20 protein-coding genes are annotated in these 16,050 nt (G+C 38.0%); 2 read left to right on the forward strand and 18 right to left on the reverse strand.

All coding sequences use genetic code 11. The annotated features are described in order from the left end of the window. Window positions 1-117: 117 nt before the first annotated feature. From N782_RS08870 to N782_RS08940, 15 genes are all read right to left on the reverse strand, one after another. On the reverse strand, window positions 118-537 hold the full coding sequence (locus N782_RS08870; RefSeq protein WP_036818648.1) for an Asp23/Gls24 family envelope stress response protein: 420 nt from the start codon (window positions 535-537) through the stop codon (window positions 118-120). Window positions 538-555: 18 nt separating this feature from the next. Then, window positions 556-1,911 (reverse strand): acetyl-CoA carboxylase biotin carboxylase subunit, encoded by a 1,356-nt coding sequence (gene accC, locus N782_RS08875; RefSeq protein WP_036818651.1) that lies wholly within the window; start codon window positions 1,909-1,911, stop codon window positions 556-558. Between the two features lie 12 nt (window positions 1,912-1,923). Next, a complete protein-coding gene (gene accB / locus N782_RS08880) occupies window positions 1,924-2,427 on the reverse strand; it encodes an acetyl-CoA carboxylase biotin carboxyl carrier protein (RefSeq protein ID WP_036818653.1) in 504 nt (167 codons plus the stop codon). A 372-nt stretch (window positions 2,428-2,799) separates the two neighbouring features. Continuing rightward, entirely contained in the window at window positions 2,800-3,408 is a 609-nt protein-coding gene (locus tag N782_RS08885; protein ID WP_036818656.1) for a SpoIIIAH-like family protein, read from the reverse strand. 15 nt (window positions 3,409-3,423) lie between these two features. Continuing rightward, window positions 3,424-4,077 (reverse strand): stage III sporulation protein AG, encoded by a 654-nt coding sequence (gene spoIIIAG, locus N782_RS08890; RefSeq protein ID WP_036818657.1) that lies wholly within the window; start codon window positions 4,075-4,077, stop codon window positions 3,424-3,426. Further along, window positions 4,077-4,703 (reverse strand): stage III sporulation protein AF, encoded by a 627-nt coding sequence (gene spoIIIAF / locus N782_RS08895; RefSeq protein ID WP_036818658.1) that lies wholly within the window; start codon window positions 4,701-4,703, stop codon window positions 4,077-4,079. Before spoIIIAF ends, spoIIIAG begins: the two co-directional genes overlap by 1 nt. A gap of 11 nt (window positions 4,704-4,714) precedes the next feature. Beyond that, window positions 4,715-5,893: a stage III sporulation protein AE gene (gene spoIIIAE / locus N782_RS08900; protein WP_036818660.1), complete on the reverse strand. Its 1,179-nt coding sequence runs from the start codon at window positions 5,891-5,893 to the stop codon at window positions 4,715-4,717. Window positions 5,894-5,924: 31 nt separating this feature from the next. Then, window positions 5,925-6,320, reverse strand: a complete 396-nt coding sequence (gene spoIIIAD, locus N782_RS08905; protein WP_237582631.1) for a stage III sporulation protein AD — start codon at window positions 6,318-6,320, stop codon at window positions 5,925-5,927. A 9-nt stretch (window positions 6,321-6,329) separates the two neighbouring features. Continuing rightward, window positions 6,330-6,533 (reverse strand): stage III sporulation protein AC, encoded by a 204-nt coding sequence (gene spoIIIAC, locus N782_RS08910; RefSeq protein ID WP_036818664.1) that lies wholly within the window; start codon window positions 6,531-6,533, stop codon window positions 6,330-6,332. A gap of 25 nt (window positions 6,534-6,558) precedes the next feature. After that, complete coding sequence (gene spoIIIAB / locus N782_RS08915) at window positions 6,559-7,071, reverse strand: stage III sporulation protein SpoIIIAB (protein ID WP_036818667.1); 513 nt, start codon at window positions 7,069-7,071, stop codon at window positions 6,559-6,561. Then, window positions 7,016-7,993, reverse strand: a complete 978-nt coding sequence (gene spoIIIAA / locus N782_RS08920) for a stage III sporulation protein AA (protein WP_036818670.1) — start codon at window positions 7,991-7,993, stop codon at window positions 7,016-7,018. The genes spoIIIAB and spoIIIAA overlap by 56 nt, the downstream gene beginning before the upstream one ends. Window positions 7,994-8,191: 198 nt before the next feature. Beyond that, on the reverse strand, window positions 8,192-8,755 hold the full coding sequence (gene efp / locus N782_RS08925; RefSeq protein WP_036818673.1) for an elongation factor P: 564 nt from the start codon (window positions 8,753-8,755) through the stop codon (window positions 8,192-8,194). A 93-nt stretch (window positions 8,756-8,848) separates the two neighbouring features. Further along, window positions 8,849-9,910: a M24 family metallopeptidase gene (locus N782_RS08930; RefSeq protein ID WP_036818784.1), complete on the reverse strand. Its 1,062-nt coding sequence runs from the start codon at window positions 9,908-9,910 to the stop codon at window positions 8,849-8,851. Continuing rightward, window positions 9,894-10,355 carry a type II 3-dehydroquinate dehydratase gene (gene aroQ / locus N782_RS08935; protein ID WP_036818676.1) on the reverse strand — a complete coding sequence of 154 codons (462 nt, stop codon included), beginning with the start codon at window positions 10,353-10,355 and terminating at the stop codon, window positions 9,894-9,896. The genes N782_RS08930 and aroQ overlap by 17 nt, the downstream gene beginning before the upstream one ends. A gap of 82 nt (window positions 10,356-10,437) precedes the next feature. Next, complete coding sequence (locus tag N782_RS08940) at window positions 10,438-10,950, reverse strand: YqhR family membrane protein (protein ID WP_036818677.1); 513 nt, start codon at window positions 10,948-10,950, stop codon at window positions 10,438-10,440. Window positions 10,951-11,079: 129 nt separating this feature from the next. On the opposite strand from N782_RS08940, the gene N782_RS08945 reads away from it, so the two are divergent. After that, a complete protein-coding gene (locus tag N782_RS08945; RefSeq protein ID WP_036818679.1) occupies window positions 11,080-12,039 on the forward strand; it encodes a DUF1385 domain-containing protein in 960 nt (319 codons plus the stop codon). Window positions 12,040-12,071: 32 nt separating this feature from the next. After that, window positions 12,072-12,476, forward strand: a complete 405-nt coding sequence (locus N782_RS08950; protein WP_036818681.1) for an SA1362 family protein — start codon at window positions 12,072-12,074, stop codon at window positions 12,474-12,476. A gap of 17 nt (window positions 12,477-12,493) precedes the next feature. Here the strand turns inward: N782_RS08950 and N782_RS08955 are convergent, their stop codons facing one another. From N782_RS08955 to splB, 3 genes are all read right to left on the reverse strand, one after another. Beyond that, window positions 12,494-13,384: a patatin-like phospholipase family protein gene (locus N782_RS08955; protein WP_036818685.1), complete on the reverse strand. Its 891-nt coding sequence runs from the start codon at window positions 13,382-13,384 to the stop codon at window positions 12,494-12,496. Window positions 13,385-14,243: 859 nt separating this feature from the next. After that, window positions 14,244-14,678, reverse strand: a complete 435-nt coding sequence (mntR, locus tag N782_RS08960; protein WP_036818689.1) for a transcriptional regulator MntR — start codon at window positions 14,676-14,678, stop codon at window positions 14,244-14,246. 80 nt (window positions 14,679-14,758) lie between these two features. Continuing rightward, window positions 14,759-15,790 carry a spore photoproduct lyase gene (splB, locus tag N782_RS08965; protein ID WP_036818691.1) on the reverse strand — a complete coding sequence of 344 codons (1,032 nt, stop codon included), beginning with the start codon at window positions 15,788-15,790 and terminating at the stop codon, window positions 14,759-14,761. Window positions 15,791-16,050 lie beyond the last annotated feature (260 nt).

Here is a 16,050-nt window from a genome sequence, read left to right on the forward strand (position 1 = left end):
CACCAGCTGCTAAAAATATCTCGACTTCAAGTCTTCAAGATAATGGGGCTATAACGAAATAATATATATCCTAAATAAAAAACCATGGAGGAAAAACCTCCATGGCTCCAAAACACATTATTCTTCTTTTTGTTCTTGTACTACCTCTTCTTCTTCTGTAGATTCATCTTTGCCTTCCATTTGAATGCCCACAATATGAACATTAATTTCTTTAATTTCTAATGCAGTCATGTTGCGTAAAGCTTGGCGAGTATTATCTTGGATTTTTTGTGCTGTTTTAGGAATTGAGATACCGAAGTCCATTACTACATAAATGTCAATAATGATACCTTCTTCACTTAGTTCAACTTTAATTCCTTTACCATGATTAATCTTCCCAAGTCGTTCTGCAACACCTGATGCAAAGTTACCACGCATAGACGCTACACCTGCTACTTCAGAAGCAGCGATTCCTGCAATGACCTCAATCACTTCTGGTGCAATTTCAACTTCACCTAGTGTGGAGCCTTCCCCAACGTTTAATAAATGTTCACTCACTTTGGTCACTCCTTTTGGTTACTCCTCTTCCATTATTGGATAATTTTCAAGGAATTTTGTATTAAAATCACCGTCTCTAAATACTTCATGAGACATCATACGATAGTGAAATGGAATGGTGGTATGAACACCTTCAATAACAAATTCATCTAAGGCACGTTTCATACGATCCATTGCTTCTTCTCTTGTATTACCATACGTAACAAGCTTAGCAATCATGGAATCATAATATGGTGGTATCATCCAACCAGGGTAAGCTGCAGAATCAACTCGTACGCCGAAACCTCCTGGTGGTAAATACATCTCGATTCTTCCTGGTGATGGCATGAATTGTTTGAATGGGTTCTCGGCATTAACACGACATTCCATAGACCAACCCTCAAACTTAATTTCATCTTGAGTGTAAGTTAAGGTATAGTTATTTGCCACATGAATCATCTCTTTAATCAAATCCACGCCTGTTACCATTTCTGTGACCGGATGCTCCACTTGTATTCTTGTGTTCATTTCCATGAAATAGAATCGTTCGTTCTTTTTATCAAAAATGAATTCCACTGTACCTGCACCAGAGTAGCCAACGGCTTTTGCAGCTTTAACAGCTGCATCTCCCATTTCTTCTCGCAAATCTGGTCCAAGAGCAGGAGATGGAGTTTCTTCAATAAGTTTTTGTAACCTTCGTTGAATCGTGCAATCTCGTTCTCCTAAGTGAATAACATTTCCATGATTGTCCGCCATAATTTGAATTTCAATATGTCGGAAATCTTCTATGAACTTCTCAATATATAAACCTGGGTTTCCAAAGGCTGTTTCTGCTTCTTGTTTCGTTACGCGAACCCCTTTGATTAAATCCTCTTCTGTTCTTGCTACACGAATGCCTTTTCCACCGCCACCTGCTGTTGCTTTAATAATAACAGGATAGCCGATAGATTCAGCGATTTGCTTCGCATCATCTTCATCTTTGATGAGTCCTTCAGAACCAGGCACAATAGGCACACCCGCTTCTCTCATCGTTTCACGAGCTACATCCTTAGTTCCCATTTTACGAATGGCTTGTGCACTAGGTCCAACAAAGGTAATGTTGCACTCATCACATAACTCTGCAAAATCAGGATTCTCGGAAAGAAAGCCATAGCCTGGATGAATGGCATCTGATTCAGTTAGCTTTGCTACACTCATTATATTTGTAAAGTTTAAATAACTTTCACTACTGGCCGTTGGACCAATACAATACGCTTCATCAGCAAGTTGTACATGAAGGGATTCTTTGTCTGCTTCAGAATAGACAGCTACCGTTTCGATGTTTAATTCTTTACATGCACGAATGATACGTACTGCAATTTCTCCTCTATTCGCCACTAAGAGTTTCTTAATCACGTTTCCAACCCCTTACTCGGATTTAACTCGGAATAATGGTTGACCATACTCTACGAGTTGGCCATTTTCAACTAATACTTCCACAACTTCTCCAGTTGTTTCTGCTTCGATTTCATTAAAGAGTTTCATTGCCTCGACAATACATACAACAGAGTCGGGTTTCACTTTGTCGCCAGCTTGTATGTATGGATCGTCATCAGGCGAAGCTGCTTCATAAAATGTACCAACCATAGGAGATACAATTTCATAATCATAATTCTTAGATTCCGTTGTTTCTTGTTTCTCTTCTTTCACTTCCGGTTCAGGCTTAGCAGCTGGTGCTTCAGCTTTCTCAACAGGCTGTGCTGGTGCAGCAGGCTCGACCGGTGTCTGCTTTTCTACGACTGGTCGTTCAACTACCTCACCTTTTTGTTTTTTCATTGATACGGTTGTGCCGTTACTCTCATATGTAAATTCATCAATACTTGATTCATCAATCAATTTAATGAGTTCACGGATTTCTTGGACTTTTAACATGATAGTGCACCCCTTTATATATAAATACAATTTATAACTGGTACTAATAACACCTCTTAATATTTTACGATAAAGCCAATATAAACTTCAACCTCTAAGAAAGCGGTTACCTTTACATTTCGTCATTTTTTCGTGTTCTCCTTCATCATATACTAAACATAATATTTTCGAAATATCAATGATCCTTAACCTAGTGATATCGTTTTATGATTAAAAATCCATCATAAGAACAAAAGCGCAAGCGTCCGTTTAGCGACGTATATGCTGGGCAGTTATACACAAGCATTGAATTTTATAGTACGTTAAACGATAAAAAACCTGACACATTTATTGTGTCAGGTTTCTATACTTCTTATATCTATTTAGCAGAATCTACTGAGCGTATGGCTGGAATTCAACATCTACTGTGCGTTTGCCAAATTCCTCTTGTACCATATCCATAATTTGGACAGTTTCGCTACTAGAGAGTTCATTAGCTTTCACGGTAACAAATACCTTATTTTCTTCAGCTCTAACAAGGACATCAGGATATTCAGCTTTTGCCTGGATGGATTGCTCAAGTAATTTCTCTTTTGTGCTTAATTCCTCCAACTGACGAATTTCACTTACGACAGATTCAACTTCAGAAGCTGACATTTGCCCTGACGCCATAATATCTTTCAATTCTTCTTTTGTTTTAGATCTACTATCTTCAATTTGCATACGCATTGCAGTAAAAATTTCATCACTAGTCACACTTGATGTCACATTCCCTTTTTCTTCACCCTTAGTTTCTACAACACCATCTTCAGACATTGTGCCTTCCGGATTCGTTTCTTCCGTTGTGTTCTCTTCTGTAGATGCTTGCTCTTCATTCTTCTCTTCCTCATCATACAGAAGTGCTACTTGATCTTCTGAAGGGGAAGTCATGTAATACACACTAAGCACAATCATTAAACTCAACATCGTTAATAGCCAAACCGTTTGTTTTTTCAACATCATTTCTATATTCCTCCCTTATTTTTTCGGCATTACCGAAATACGATGGGTTGGTACATCTAAACTTCTGGATACTGCCTCTACAATCCATTGTTGTACTTGCATGTGATCCGCTCCCTTTGCTACAACTAAAACTCCTCTTACCTGCGGCTTTTGAGTACGGACTAGCAATGGAACCTCTTGGTCTCCTCTTCTAGTGAGAACGACTTGACTGTCTTCAGAAGAATCTTCTATTGTTCGTTCCCCACCATTTTTATCTGTTTCTTCGGTGGTCTGTTGAGTTACGGTTTTATTCTTTTCGTAGATTTTAGCTTCAGTTGATTCAAGATTCACCATTACATCAACCTCGGAGACCCCCTTGACGCTATTCAATAACTTTTCTAATTCTTTTTCATAGTAATCTTCCGCTTCTGACATGAGAGAGTCAGTTGCTTCTTTATCTTTTTGTAGAAACGTTTCTTGCTCTTGTTCTGTAGGTGAAGAAGTTGATTCTGGTAGATTGGTTGGTTGCTGATTTTGGGTTTCACCACTTGAAAACATGTCACTTACAATCAAAATCAGAAGTCCAAATAACGCAATTAGTATGACATAAGCCATTTTAGTAGGTTTCTTGCCATCTTCAGATTTTAATTTAAGCATTGAAGTAATAGATTTAAATGGACTTTTTTTCATTAAACCCCTCCTTCCCACTGTATATTGATTTTATCTATAGGTATTTGCCAGACCTCAGAGAGAAAATTTTTCACTGTATTTGATTTATTGGAGTTTTCTTCTTTTTTTGGTTGATTAGCAAAATTGATTTCAATATCCTCAACTTCTCCAACATCATCTTGTTGCACCTCTCTCTGTTTATCTGACACCACCACAGTGAGTTGTTCCAAAGCTTCTAGGTTCAGATCTTGTTCATCTTCAGAGAATTGGAAGGAAAAGTTTAGAATTTCTACTTTATGTTCATCCATCAGCTCCTCCTTCGCCGCATTTTCTAATTGGACAGCCATCTGTTCTAAAATATATGCACGTTGGGAGGCTTGTATTTCTTTTTTCTTCACATCAATTAAATTTTCCATATTTTCAACTTCGGATTGGTTCTCCCAATTCATCATTTCTTGCGAAAACAAGCGATTCACATCTACCTCGAACAATTTAAATACAGGTTGTAAAAATACTAGAATCAATAATAGACCCACTACTAATTTGATGTACTTTCTCAAGGATGAGGTTGGGAGAATTAGATCTGTTATAAAGGCAAGTAATAAAAAAAGAATAATCTGTGTAACCCACTCCGTAATAAATTCCATTCAACCCCTCCTCATCGAATCATCATGGTTAGATTGCTGGCGGCTACTAAGATGACGATTGCCAAGAAAAACATGAATGTAACTACGAGTAATGCAGCAAATACATATAAAATATGTTTACTTATAATCTCCATAGATGTAATAACAGGTCCACCACCTATAGGTTGAAGAACAGCTGCCGCTAATTTATAGATTAAAGCTACTGCCAAGACCTTAATTGCTGGAAATAAAGCCAGTCCTAAAATAATGATGACCCCAACGATTCCAACTGTATTTTTTAGTAACAATGAAGCGCTAAGTACAGTATCTGTTGCATCTGTAAACATCCGACCTACAACTGGTACGAAATTACCTGTTACGAATTTTGCTGTTTTCATTGCCACTCCATCTTGTATTGCAGATGCAGCACCTTGAACAGAAATAACACCTAAGAAAATAGTAAGGAATACCCCCATAATCCCTAAGCCGGCATTACGTAATAGTTGGGCTAATTGAGTTACTTTATATTGATCATTTATCGTACTAACAATGGTTAACAATGCTGATAGAAAAAATAGTGGTAAAACGATATTAGAGATTAATAAGCCACTTGCATGGATTAAAAATATAATAACGGGATGGAAAAAAGATACCGCTATCAAATTTCCGAAGGTAGCCATTAACCCTAACATCAATGGCAATAATGCTATCATAAAGCTACTCATCATCTGGATGGCATCTTTGGCATACGACACAGCAAGATGGAAGCTATTCAAAGCTAAGGCAATCAGAACTAAATACACAATGGCGTAAGCTACTTTACTAACAGCTTGGTTTTCAAAAGCATTTTGTAACGATTGAAGAATCATACAAAATAAGGTAAGAAACAAAAGCGTTCCAAGTAATTTTCCATTCATAATAAATTCATAGAATAGATACTTTAGCAACCCAAATGTCCAATCTTTTATTGAGATAGACTCTCTATGTTGCATGAACTCCATAAACGACCCTTTACGTATTTCTGGCAAATACCCTCCATATTCATCGACAACTTTTGTCCAATACCTTTGTATTTCTGTGAAGGTAATACGGTCAAGGTCACTACTTGTCCATTCTGATCCAGATGTCTGAGCATGAGTTAGTAAGTCAGGAACAATAATGAATGGAAGAATAAAGAGAACGACAATCAATACTTTGAAGGTTTGTCTCATGCCTTTCGGGAAAACTCCCTCCCTACAATCCCTAGGCAGGAATAAAGCCTAGAATTGTTTCTATAACCGCTGTTAAAATCGGAACAGCTAATACTAAAATAAATACTTTTCCGGCTAACTCGATTTTTGATGCAACACTTCCTAAGCCAGCGTCCCGTGTGATCTGAGCCCCAAATTCAGCTATATAAGCAATTCCAATAATCTTGAGTATGGTTTCCACATACATTCCATTCACATTTGCTTTTTGAGCAATATATTCTAGTAAGGAGAAAACTTGTGCGATTTGTTGGATAAGTATGAGAAAGATAACAATTCCAGTGAATAGGATGAGGAAGAATGCAATCGAACCTTTTTGCTCTTTAAGAATAATGGTTAACAGGCTAGCTACAATGGCAAAGGCAACAATTTGAAAAATCCCCATATTCACACCATCCTGTTATTGAAATAAAAAGACTGATTTAATTTGTTGAAATAAATCCGAAAGATTATCCATTACAATAAACAAAACAATAATAAAACCTACTAAAGTGGCCCATTGGGCAATATCTTCCTTACCCATTTGCTTCAAGACCGTATGAATCATGGCAATAACGATGCCAATACCTGCTATTTGAAATAAAATGTACGCGTCCCCAAGCATGCTTCGATCCCCTTTCTCTTGCCTGTCATATAAAAAGCAATATAATCAGCAATCCAGATAAAAACCCTAGGCTTTTCACCATTTTGCTATATCGCTGTTGTTGCTCTTGTGCTTCTTGTAATTCTCTTTCTAAATGCGAAAGTGCAAGTCTTATGTGCTTTTGTTGTCCAGCAAAATCATGCTGACCCAATGTTTGACCAAATTGCTTCATAATTTCTTTTTCTCCCTCACCCAATGCACTAATTGACCAGTATCGATCCAGGCGATCTTCCCACACATCATATAAAGAGGAACTACTCTGTTTAAGAGATGCACTGAATTCTTCGAAAAACCAAGCTAAGGGAGCTGGCACTTGCTTAGCTACTTTTTCACACGCTTCTATAACAGGTGACTGCCCATAAAGTATTTCTGCTTCTAGTACTTGTAACGCATTCTTTAATTGTCGGATTTGCTTAGGACGCTCATTTAAACGTCTTGCAAACTCAAATCCTCCCCACGTTGTAGCGCACAGTAGGAGAAGTGCTCCGATCCATTTCATTTGCCATGCACCTCTTTTTCAATGGAATTCGTTGCCCTTGGTGATTTAAGAGCGTGCGTGTGAAACCACTTCGGTCCCACTCATTTAGAACAATATAGCGTTCAAATACATGATTCTGAAATAATGGGCGCAACGATGGTCGATGTTTAACAGAATCATAACTGTCACCGTGCACTGTAGAAATGACAGTGACACCAGCATAAACAGCCTCCATTAATGCTTTGACATCTTCCTTACTTCCAATCTCATCGACAATGAGGACCTCTGGTGACATCGACCGAATCATCATCATCATACCTTCTGCCTTAGGACACGCATCCATAACATCCGTTCGCAAGCCTAGTTGATGTTGGGGCACTCCATGCAAGCTACCTGCTATTTCAGATCGTTCATCGATAATACCAACTTTTCTAGAAGGTAAATGGTTTGAACCTTCACTGATTATTCGAGCCATATCTCTTAATAAAGTTGTTTTACCAGTTTGAGGTGGACCAATTAGGAGAGTGTTTCTATAGCAATCTTCATAAAGACTCTCTACGACTTCATTAGCAACGCCAATTTTTTCCCTAGCAATTCGAATATTAAAAGATGAGATATGTCGAATTGCTTTCACGAAACCTTTCTCGGTGTTTACTTTTCCAGCTAGTCCTACCCTATGACCACCAGCTATTGTTATATAGCCCTCACGCAATTCATCCTCCAAGCGATAAATTGAATAATCCCCAAGTTGATTGATTACATATTGACTATCGCGCTCACTTGGAATGACTTCACTTAACACCTGCTGATGTCCTGAAAAAATAAGCTCTATCGGTCGCCCTATACGCAAACGAATTTCTTGAAGCTCATCCCATTCTTGTATAGTAAGATGCCGAAGTTTTTCTTGAATTTGAGGAGGTATAATTCTTAGAATTTCATCCATTCTTAGCCCTCACATTTCTATTACGTGCTTTTACTGTAATTTATGCCAGCTTGACCAATTTATGACCTTAAATAAGATAAGTCTCGTAAGTCTATTTCATTAGCTACAAACTTATAACTTATTACTTATAAATTACATATATCTCTTGAAACAAAAAAAGAGCCAGGCACTATTGCCTGACTCTTACGTTTATGATTCTTATTTATTGGAGCGGGATACATACTTTCCATCTGCAGTGCTAATTACCAATTTATCGCCTTCGTTAATAAAGAAAGGCACTTGTACGATTAAACCTGTTTCAAGTGTTGCAGGTTTTGTACCACCACTAGCTGTATCACCTTTAATACCAGGTTCTGTTTCGGAAACGACTAGTTCAACATTATTTGGAAGTTCTACTCCAATAGTTTCTCCTTGATAGAATTGAATATTAAGTTCCATATTCTCTTTCAAGTAGTTTAACTCATTTTCAATTTGATTTGTGCGTAATTCAACCTGCTCAAATGTGTCGTTATCCATGAAAGTGTGAACATCATCTGCTGAATACAGGTATTGAACTTTGCTATTTTCAATATGTGCTTTGTTCACCTTCTCACCAGCACGGAAGGTTTTCTCTTGAATTGCACCTGTGCGTAAGTTACGTAGTTTAGAGCGAACAAACGCTGCACCTTTTCCAGGTTTTACGTGTTGGAAATCAATAACCTGCCAAATTCCATTATCAACTTCAACAGTTAGTCCTGTTTTAAAATCATTTACGGAAATCATTTGTTATCCTCCTTAAGCAAAATCATTTACTCACCCATAAGATATGAATGAATTTCGGTAATCTTTCGATGTCTCTAATACCCTTAAGAGAGTTTATAGGTAAATAAGCTCTTTGGTAGAAGTGGATAGGCGTTCGTTACCGTTTTCTGTAATAACAGTGTCATCTTCAATTCGACAACCACCTACATTTGGAACATAGATACCAGGCTCAACTGTAACAACCATACCGGGTTGTAGAGTTTCTTTTGATCGGAATGAAAGACCAGGTCCTTCATGAACGTCTAACCCGATACCGTGGCCTGTAGAGTGTCCAAAGTACTCTCCATATCCTTTATCTTTAATATAATCCCTTGTGAGATCGTCTGCATCTTTAGCAGTAATACCTGCTTTCAACCCATCCATACCACGTAACTGCGCTTGTAAAACAGTATCATAGATCTCTTTTAATTCATCACTAATCTCACCTATAGCAACTGTACGGGTAATGTCTGAGCAATAGCCTTTATAAAGAGCTCCAAAATCTAGGGTAACAAGCTCACCTGACTGAATGACTTTATCAGATGCCACACCGTGAGGCAATGCTGATCGATAGCCAGAAGCAACAATTATATCAAATGATGAAGATGTAGCGCCTTTCTTTCTCATAAAGAATTCTAGCTCATTTGATACATCTATTTCCTTCACACCAGGTTTTATGTACGTAAGGATATGTTCAAAAGCTGCATCAGCAATTTCAGCTGCTTCCTTTAATATCTTAATCTCATCTTCACTCTTAATCAAGCGTAATTTTTCAACCACGCCGGCTGTAGGAACCAATTCTGCATTTATGACTTTTTGATAATCTTCATATACCCCATAAGTCATATGCTGTTTTTCAAATCCTAATCTTTTAATACCCAACTTTTCTACTTGAGCGGATATCTCTTCTTGTATAGGAGTTGTATGCTTGATGACTTCAAACCCTTGCGCTTCTTTCTGCGCCTGTTCTACATAGCGAAAATCGGTGATAAAAAGAGCACTCTCTTGAGTAATTAATAATACTCCAGCAGTACCTGTAAAGCCAGTCATATAACGACGATTCTTATCATTTGTAACAAGTACACCGTCTAAATCTTCTTCAGTTAGTCTCTTTCTTACTTTACTTAGCTTCTCCATCATCTGTGTCCTCCTTAAAATGGTCAATAAAGGCCTTGGCGGCTAATTGATATCCTATTGGACCCAATCCAACAATCTGACCCCATGACACTGGCGATAAAAGGGATGTATGGCGAAACGATTCTCTTTTATGTACATTAGAGATATGAACTTCAATCATAGGCACATTCACACCCGATATAGCATCTCGTAAAGCTACACTTGTGTGAGTATAGGCACCTGGATTAAATATAATACCTTTCGAGGAATGTCTCGCTTCATGAATCGCATCCACTAAATCTCCCTCATGATTCGATTGAAAGGATTTTAATTGCCACCCCTCCTGCTTGCAAATATCTCTAACCTGACGTTCAATATCTTCGAGAGTTACTGCCCCATAAACACCGGGTTCTCTCTCTCCTAAGAGGTTCAAGTTAGGGCCATTTAACAATAACAATTCTTTCATAATTCCTCTCCCTGTATCGATTTTGGGGAAAATTTTCCGACACTTTTAAGGATAACACAACACACATCATTGTGATAATAATTTAGCTAGCACCATGCGCAAATTGCTCATAATCATAAGAAATGGAATACCCGATAAATGTTCCATATAAAATATAAATACAGAGGGTTGTTACAATGGTGTTGCTATCCATCTCATATACAGTGGGTACAGCTGAGAATACAGGATTAAATAAGTACATGACGATGAACCATAGTGCAACCCCAAATAGGATGGAAGGCACTAACCCCTTTGTTTTTCGTAATAGACCATAATAAATTAACGCTATACCTAATGAAAGTAGTCCTATTGCAATCATGCCTAGAAATTCACCAATCCAGCTTCCAGTCCAATCTGTCTGAATCCACGAACGTATAATAAAAGAAGCAGCAGAGACTGAACTAAAATTAAAGAAATACGTTACCACTCCAACAAAACTCCATAGAAGACCTCCCACTAATCCAGTTACCAGTGCTTTGGACAATGATGATACAGGTTTTTCCGTTTTATTTTGTTCTAAATCCTCATTTTGAAGTTGTTTTTGCTCTTGTTCCATTTTATACACCTCCATAACCTAGGATGGCCCAAAAAGATAAAATCCATGCTTTTTTGGAAGAGGACTAGAGGTTAACTCCATTTTCTAGTAAAATAGAAGAAACGAAGAAACATCTAGGATGGTGGATATATGAGTGAGCAAAACCAACCAGCATATGGAGGCCAGGCCGTCGTTGAAGGTGTCATGTTTGCTGGTCAATCAGGTTATGTCACAGCAATTCGACGGAATGACGACTCTATTGAATATTTTGAAACAGAACGGAAAGACTCTAAAATATCTAAACGATTAAAGAAAATACCCTTTATTCGAGGATTGGTTGCTTTGGTTCAAGCTAGTGCTAATGGTACAAAGCACCTAAACTTTTCGACAGAACGATATGATGTAGATCCAGAAGATGATGAATCAATCCAAAAAGAAGAAGAAACATCAAAACTCGCAATGATTATTGGTGTTGGTGCAGTAGGTGTATTATCTTTTATATTTGGAAAGTTGATTTTCACCTTAACACCAGCCTTGATTGCAGAATTCTTCAGAGGAATCGTACCTGGAGAAACTGGTCAGGTGCTATTAGAAGGTTTCATTAAATTTATTTTTCTTCTTGTGTATATCTACCTCATCTCCCTTACTCCTTTGATTAAACGAGTGTTTCAGTACCATGGTGCTGAGCACAAAGTAATTAATGCATATGAGAGTGGCTCTAATCTTACCGTAGAAGGTATACAAAAGAGTTCAAGGTTGCATTATCGTTGCGGATCGAGTTTTATATTATTTACCGTTTTTGTTGGAATTCTCGTGTATTTATTACCATTCATTGAAACAGAACCACTCTGGTGGAGAATGGTGAACCGTATCTTGCTTTTACCTTTCGTTATTGGTATTTCTTTTGAAGTACTTCAACTTACAAATAAAGTACGTAACGTTCCTGTTCTACGTGTACTTGGCTACCCTGGTCTTTGGCTTCAATTACTTACTACCAAAGAACCTAAAGATGAACAAGTGGAGGTTGCTATTCACTCTTTTAAAAAAGTTTTAGAGAATGATAAAAACGCCTCTAAAAGTGGTATACAAGGTAGTAAGGTGATTTCATAAACCGAATGGATTGCTGAAGGGAGGAAAACCTATTGTTTCGAAATATTGCGAAACCTCTTACTTATGCCATTATTACTCTGGCCATAATCGGTATGGGCTTTAAGTTGATTACAGATACCCAAAGCTTTCTTACTCAAATAATTATGACCGCAGGTGTTGCAGCGCTAGTAATAGGTGTCGTTTATTTCATCTTTTCCAGACGTAATGGTGGTCAATCGGATGAGATGAAACGATACCGAAAAGCTGTTCGTCAGTCTAAACAAAAATATGGTAATACGAACTCTTCTAGCTCTAGCATTGCCAGCAAAATGAAACCCTCTACCATAAAAAATAAGGTAACACCAAAAACAAAAACCTCTAAATCAAGAAAAGATGGACCACAGCTTCGTGTTATTGAAGGTAGTAAGAATAAAAAGAAAGATCGAGCATCTCTGTAATGAGTGCTCGATCTTTTTTATTTAGTCCATGTTTTCAGGAATAGTTGCGCTTGTTTTTTTCCTAATGAGATGAGGTTTCTTTTTTGCTCTTCCGATAAATTAAAGTCTGTAGTATCTACATCCTCAACCGGTATAAATATAATATCAACAGCTTCTGCTTTTGATATATGTCGTGCATCATGCGCTTTCTTCATTGTGCTGAACAATGCTTGAAACATTTCAATAGCATTGTTTAATTTCTTTGGAGGGACATGCTCTACTGATGTACTCAATTTCATTCCTAAAATAGGACGGATCCTTCTCTCATCAGGTAATGCCAAAACCCAAATAGGAAAATTGCTTAACAAGCCACCATCTACTATGACACTTTTTATTGGACTTTTTCCTTGAATACGATCTGGGATAAAAAAGTATGGTAGTCCTGCACTCATTCTTACTGCTTTCGCAACGGAAAAATGCTCAGGAGAAATGCCATATAATCTCTCTAAATCATCAGGGATGACCACCATTCTTCCTAAACTTAAATCTGAGGCAATTACCTTTAAACCCCCATCTTCTAAGTCGCCAAATGTATAAACTCCTTTTTTTGCTAGCTGATCATAGATCCATTCTTCTAACTTCTTTCCTTTGTAAATGCCAAGTCGAAAATAAAGAGACAGCCATTTTGAAAATGGAAACCAATCCCCCATCATTGGAGGGTCCAAAAAACTCTCAAGTTGTAACTCGTCAAATAACGTTCCTATTTCTTCACTAGAATAACCAGCAGCGATAAATGCTGCAATAATAGCACCTGCAGATGTTCCAGCGACTCGCTCAAATGTATATCCCTTCTCTTCCACTTCTTTTATAGCACCAATAAATGCAATAGCCTTTACACCACCACCAGAGAATACGCCATCAATTCTCACTACACGCCACTCTCCCCGAAACTATTACATGTTTACCACTATCTATAGTCGTTTGTAAGGGTAATTAGAACTTTGTTATTACATTTGATATATCGTTATAGCCCCATTATCTTGAAGACTTGGGTTCGAGTTATTATGGAAAGTATTGGGTCCGATACTTAAATAGTGGAGGGGGGTTACGGTGGAACAACTCGCTTTCCTGCGGGCGAGCTGGTGAGCCTTCTCACTCGCTTCGCTCCCTCCGGGGTCTCACCAACCTCTTTCTCCCGCGGGAGTCTCGCAGTTCCCCCTTCACCCCCTGCTGAAGTTTGGCGATCGGACCCGCGGCTAAGATGGGTCGTTCTTAATATCATCAGAGGATTACTCTTTTTTACCGTTTTATATGCTGTTTATAACACTTATACAAAGCTCACTACCTTTAAAAGTGGGATTTAGACATTCATTTCATGTCATCAAAACATCGTTGGCAGATTCATTATGTAAGAACGAACGTATAGCTATCCTCGACAAATGGAGATGTTTCCATTAAACCATAATAACGCAAAGATGGGCCGGGAAATAGTGAGACTCCCGCGGAAAAACGGATGTGTCGAGACCCCACAGGGCCGCTTTTTGGCCCGAGGAGACTCTGTTAGTAATCAAGGAAGGTCGAGTAAGTTCGCTACATCCTGAAGCAAACTCGACCGACCTCACGTCGCGTGAGGCCGCAGGAAAGCGAGCTATTTCCCGGCCCATCTTTTCTCTAATATACGTAACGAAAACATCTCTCCCCTCAGACTATCTCGAATCCAAGTCTTCAAGATTTTTCCTCTTATCTTGAATAATCAAAATAAAAAAAGCAGCTGGAAGGCCAGCTGCTTTATTCATCTTCGGTTTGTTCTTCGTTTTGTTGTTGTACTTTGCGTAACAGTTCTATACACTCTGGATTCCCTTCAAAGAATTGGACCAAATCGCCAATTCGATCGATGGAGTTCCAGCTTAGATGATGTTCAATTCCTTCAACATCTTCGTAGATATTTTCACTATTAACACCTATAATTTGGAGGAATTGTTCTAACAGCTCATGACGATAAACTAGTCGCTTACCGATTTTTTTACCTTTAGCTGTTAGGATTAGCCCTCTATATTTTTCATAATTTAAATATTGATCTCGATCTAGTTTTTGTACCATTTTCGTAACAGATGAAGGATGTACTTGAAGGTTTTCAGCGATGTCGGAAACGCGGGCATATCCTTTATCTTCAATTAGCATGTATATTTGTTCGATATAATCTTCCATACTTGGTGTTGGCATGATAATCCTCCAATTCTGCCGTCCATTAAAATCTAACTTGTTAAAATGATACACTAGATTCGGGATGCTGACAAGATTTCTTACGTAAAGTACGAAAGCTTACTTTTAGGGAAAAATTCGTTCATGAAGGCTTTCATCGTATTTTGAATATCCTCTTGTTGCTCGTTAGGGTACACGTATTTACCTATACCGTATTTTCCCCATTTGTATTTACGCTCGTCCTCATCCATCTCTAATTTAGATTTAGGATAGCGTTGTTGAATGACTCGTTTTGCTGGTTTCGTAAACCTGTGCTGGATCAATTCAAACGTTAGGTCCTCTTGATTTACTGAACTTCCTTTTAACTGATTGTAAAGATTCTCAAACAACTGATGATATCCTTGTTTCCAATCATCTCCATATAAATAAATAGGAGCAACAATAAACCCTAACGGATATCCAGCATCAGCTACCTTTCTAGCTGCTTCTAACCGTTTGTCTAAAGAGGAAGTACCTGGTTCAAAGTTTTTGATTACGTAATCAGCATTAATACTAAAACGGAAGCGAGTATGTCCATTGTGTTTCGCGTCTAAAAGATGGTCAACGTGATGATACTTTGTTACAAACCGTAACCTTCCTTTCTCTTGTTGCCCCATAAACTCAATAGTCTTTTTTAATGAATGAGTAAGATGATCAATCCCTACAATATCTGAAGTACATGCGGCCTCAAATCGAGTAGGTTCCTCTCGTTCTTCAATGTACTCTAGTGCCTGGTTGAAAATTTCATCTAAATTCACATATGTTCGAATGTATGGTTTTTTTCCTAATGTAGTTTGTAGGTAACAATAATGACAGTGCCCCATACAACCAGTTGCTAGTGGTATTGCATATTCCGCTGAAGGCTTTGATGTGTCAAATTTTAATGTTTTTCGTACACCAATGACAAACGTATTTTTCGCATTTGCGTATTGTTTAAGTTCATTGTCCCCTGGAATACCGCGCACTTGATTATGGGAAGTTGTTTCTCTAATTTCAATCCCCTGGTCCTTAAACTTTTGGTAAAGCTCCTGAGCGAGAGGATATTCCATTGCTCTTGGTTCAATGTACACCAACTTAGGTGTGAATGGCTTCATTACTAAATCACTCCTTTTAGGATTTAGTATGAACCAACAACTGATGAACACTGCTGGTAAAGAATGTATCCCACAGTATAAACGACCTGTTCATGATTTTTTATATGGCACAAAAGCGCCAGCGCTCTGCTAGCGACGTATATGCTGCGGCCCACACGAGGCGGCTACTTCACTTTTTTAGTTATACACAAGCATTGAATTTTATAATTTCCTATAAAAAAATAAAAAAGCTTGAAGAATGTACTCATTCTTCAAGCTTT

The sequence above is a fragment of the Pontibacillus yanchengensis Y32 genome, from assembly GCF_000770635.1.
Lineage (GTDB): Bacteria > Bacillota > Bacilli > Bacillales > BH030062 > Pontibacillus > Pontibacillus yanchengensis.

Excerpts from the sequence above, each read along its gene's own strand:
- spoIIIAG (WP_036818657.1), bottom strand. The coding sequence starts at position 4,077 with ATGAAAAAAAGTCCATTTAAATCTATTACTTCAATGCTTAAATTAAAA.
- aroQ (WP_036818676.1), bottom strand. The coding sequence starts at position 10,355 with ATGAAAGAATTGTTATTGTTAAATGGCCCTAACTTGAACCTCTTAGGA.
- spoIIIAE (WP_036818660.1), bottom strand. The coding sequence starts at position 5,893 with ATGAGACAAACCTTCAAAGTATTGATTGTCGTTCTCTTTATTCTTCCA.
- spoIIIAA (WP_036818670.1), bottom strand. The coding sequence starts at position 7,993 with ATGGATGAAATTCTAAGAATTATACCTCCTCAAATTCAAGAAAAACTT.
- spoIIIAC (WP_036818664.1), bottom strand. The coding sequence starts at position 6,533 with ATGCTTGGGGACGCGTACATTTTATTTCAAATAGCAGGTATTGGCATC.
- N782_RS08885 (WP_036818656.1), bottom strand. The coding sequence starts at position 3,408 with ATGATGTTGAAAAAACAAACGGTTTGGCTATTAACGATGTTGAGTTTA.
- splB (WP_036818691.1), bottom strand. The coding sequence starts at position 15,790 with ATGAAGCCATTCACACCTAAGTTGGTGTACATTGAACCAAGAGCAATG.
- N782_RS08930 (WP_036818784.1), bottom strand. The coding sequence starts at position 9,910 with ATGGAGAAGCTAAGTAAAGTAAGAAAGAGACTAACTGAAGAAGATTTA.
- N782_RS08940 (WP_036818677.1), bottom strand. The coding sequence starts at position 10,950 with ATGGAACAAGAGCAAAAACAACTTCAAAATGAGGATTTAGAACAAAAT.
- accB (WP_036818653.1), bottom strand. The coding sequence starts at position 2,427 with ATGTTAAAAGTCCAAGAAATCCGTGAACTCATTAAATTGATTGATGAA.
- N782_RS08945 (WP_036818679.1), top strand. The coding sequence starts at position 11,080 with ATGAGTGAGCAAAACCAACCAGCATATGGAGGCCAGGCCGTCGTTGAA.
- efp (WP_036818673.1), bottom strand. The coding sequence starts at position 8,755 with ATGATTTCCGTAAATGATTTTAAAACAGGACTAACTGTTGAAGTTGAT.
- spoIIIAF (WP_036818658.1), bottom strand. The coding sequence starts at position 4,703 with ATGGAATTTATTACGGAGTGGGTTACACAGATTATTCTTTTTTTATTA.
- spoIIIAB (WP_036818667.1), bottom strand. The coding sequence starts at position 7,071 with ATGAAATGGATCGGAGCACTTCTCCTACTGTGCGCTACAACGTGGGGA.
- mntR (WP_036818689.1), bottom strand. The coding sequence starts at position 14,678 with ATGCCAACACCAAGTATGGAAGATTATATCGAACAAATATACATGCTA.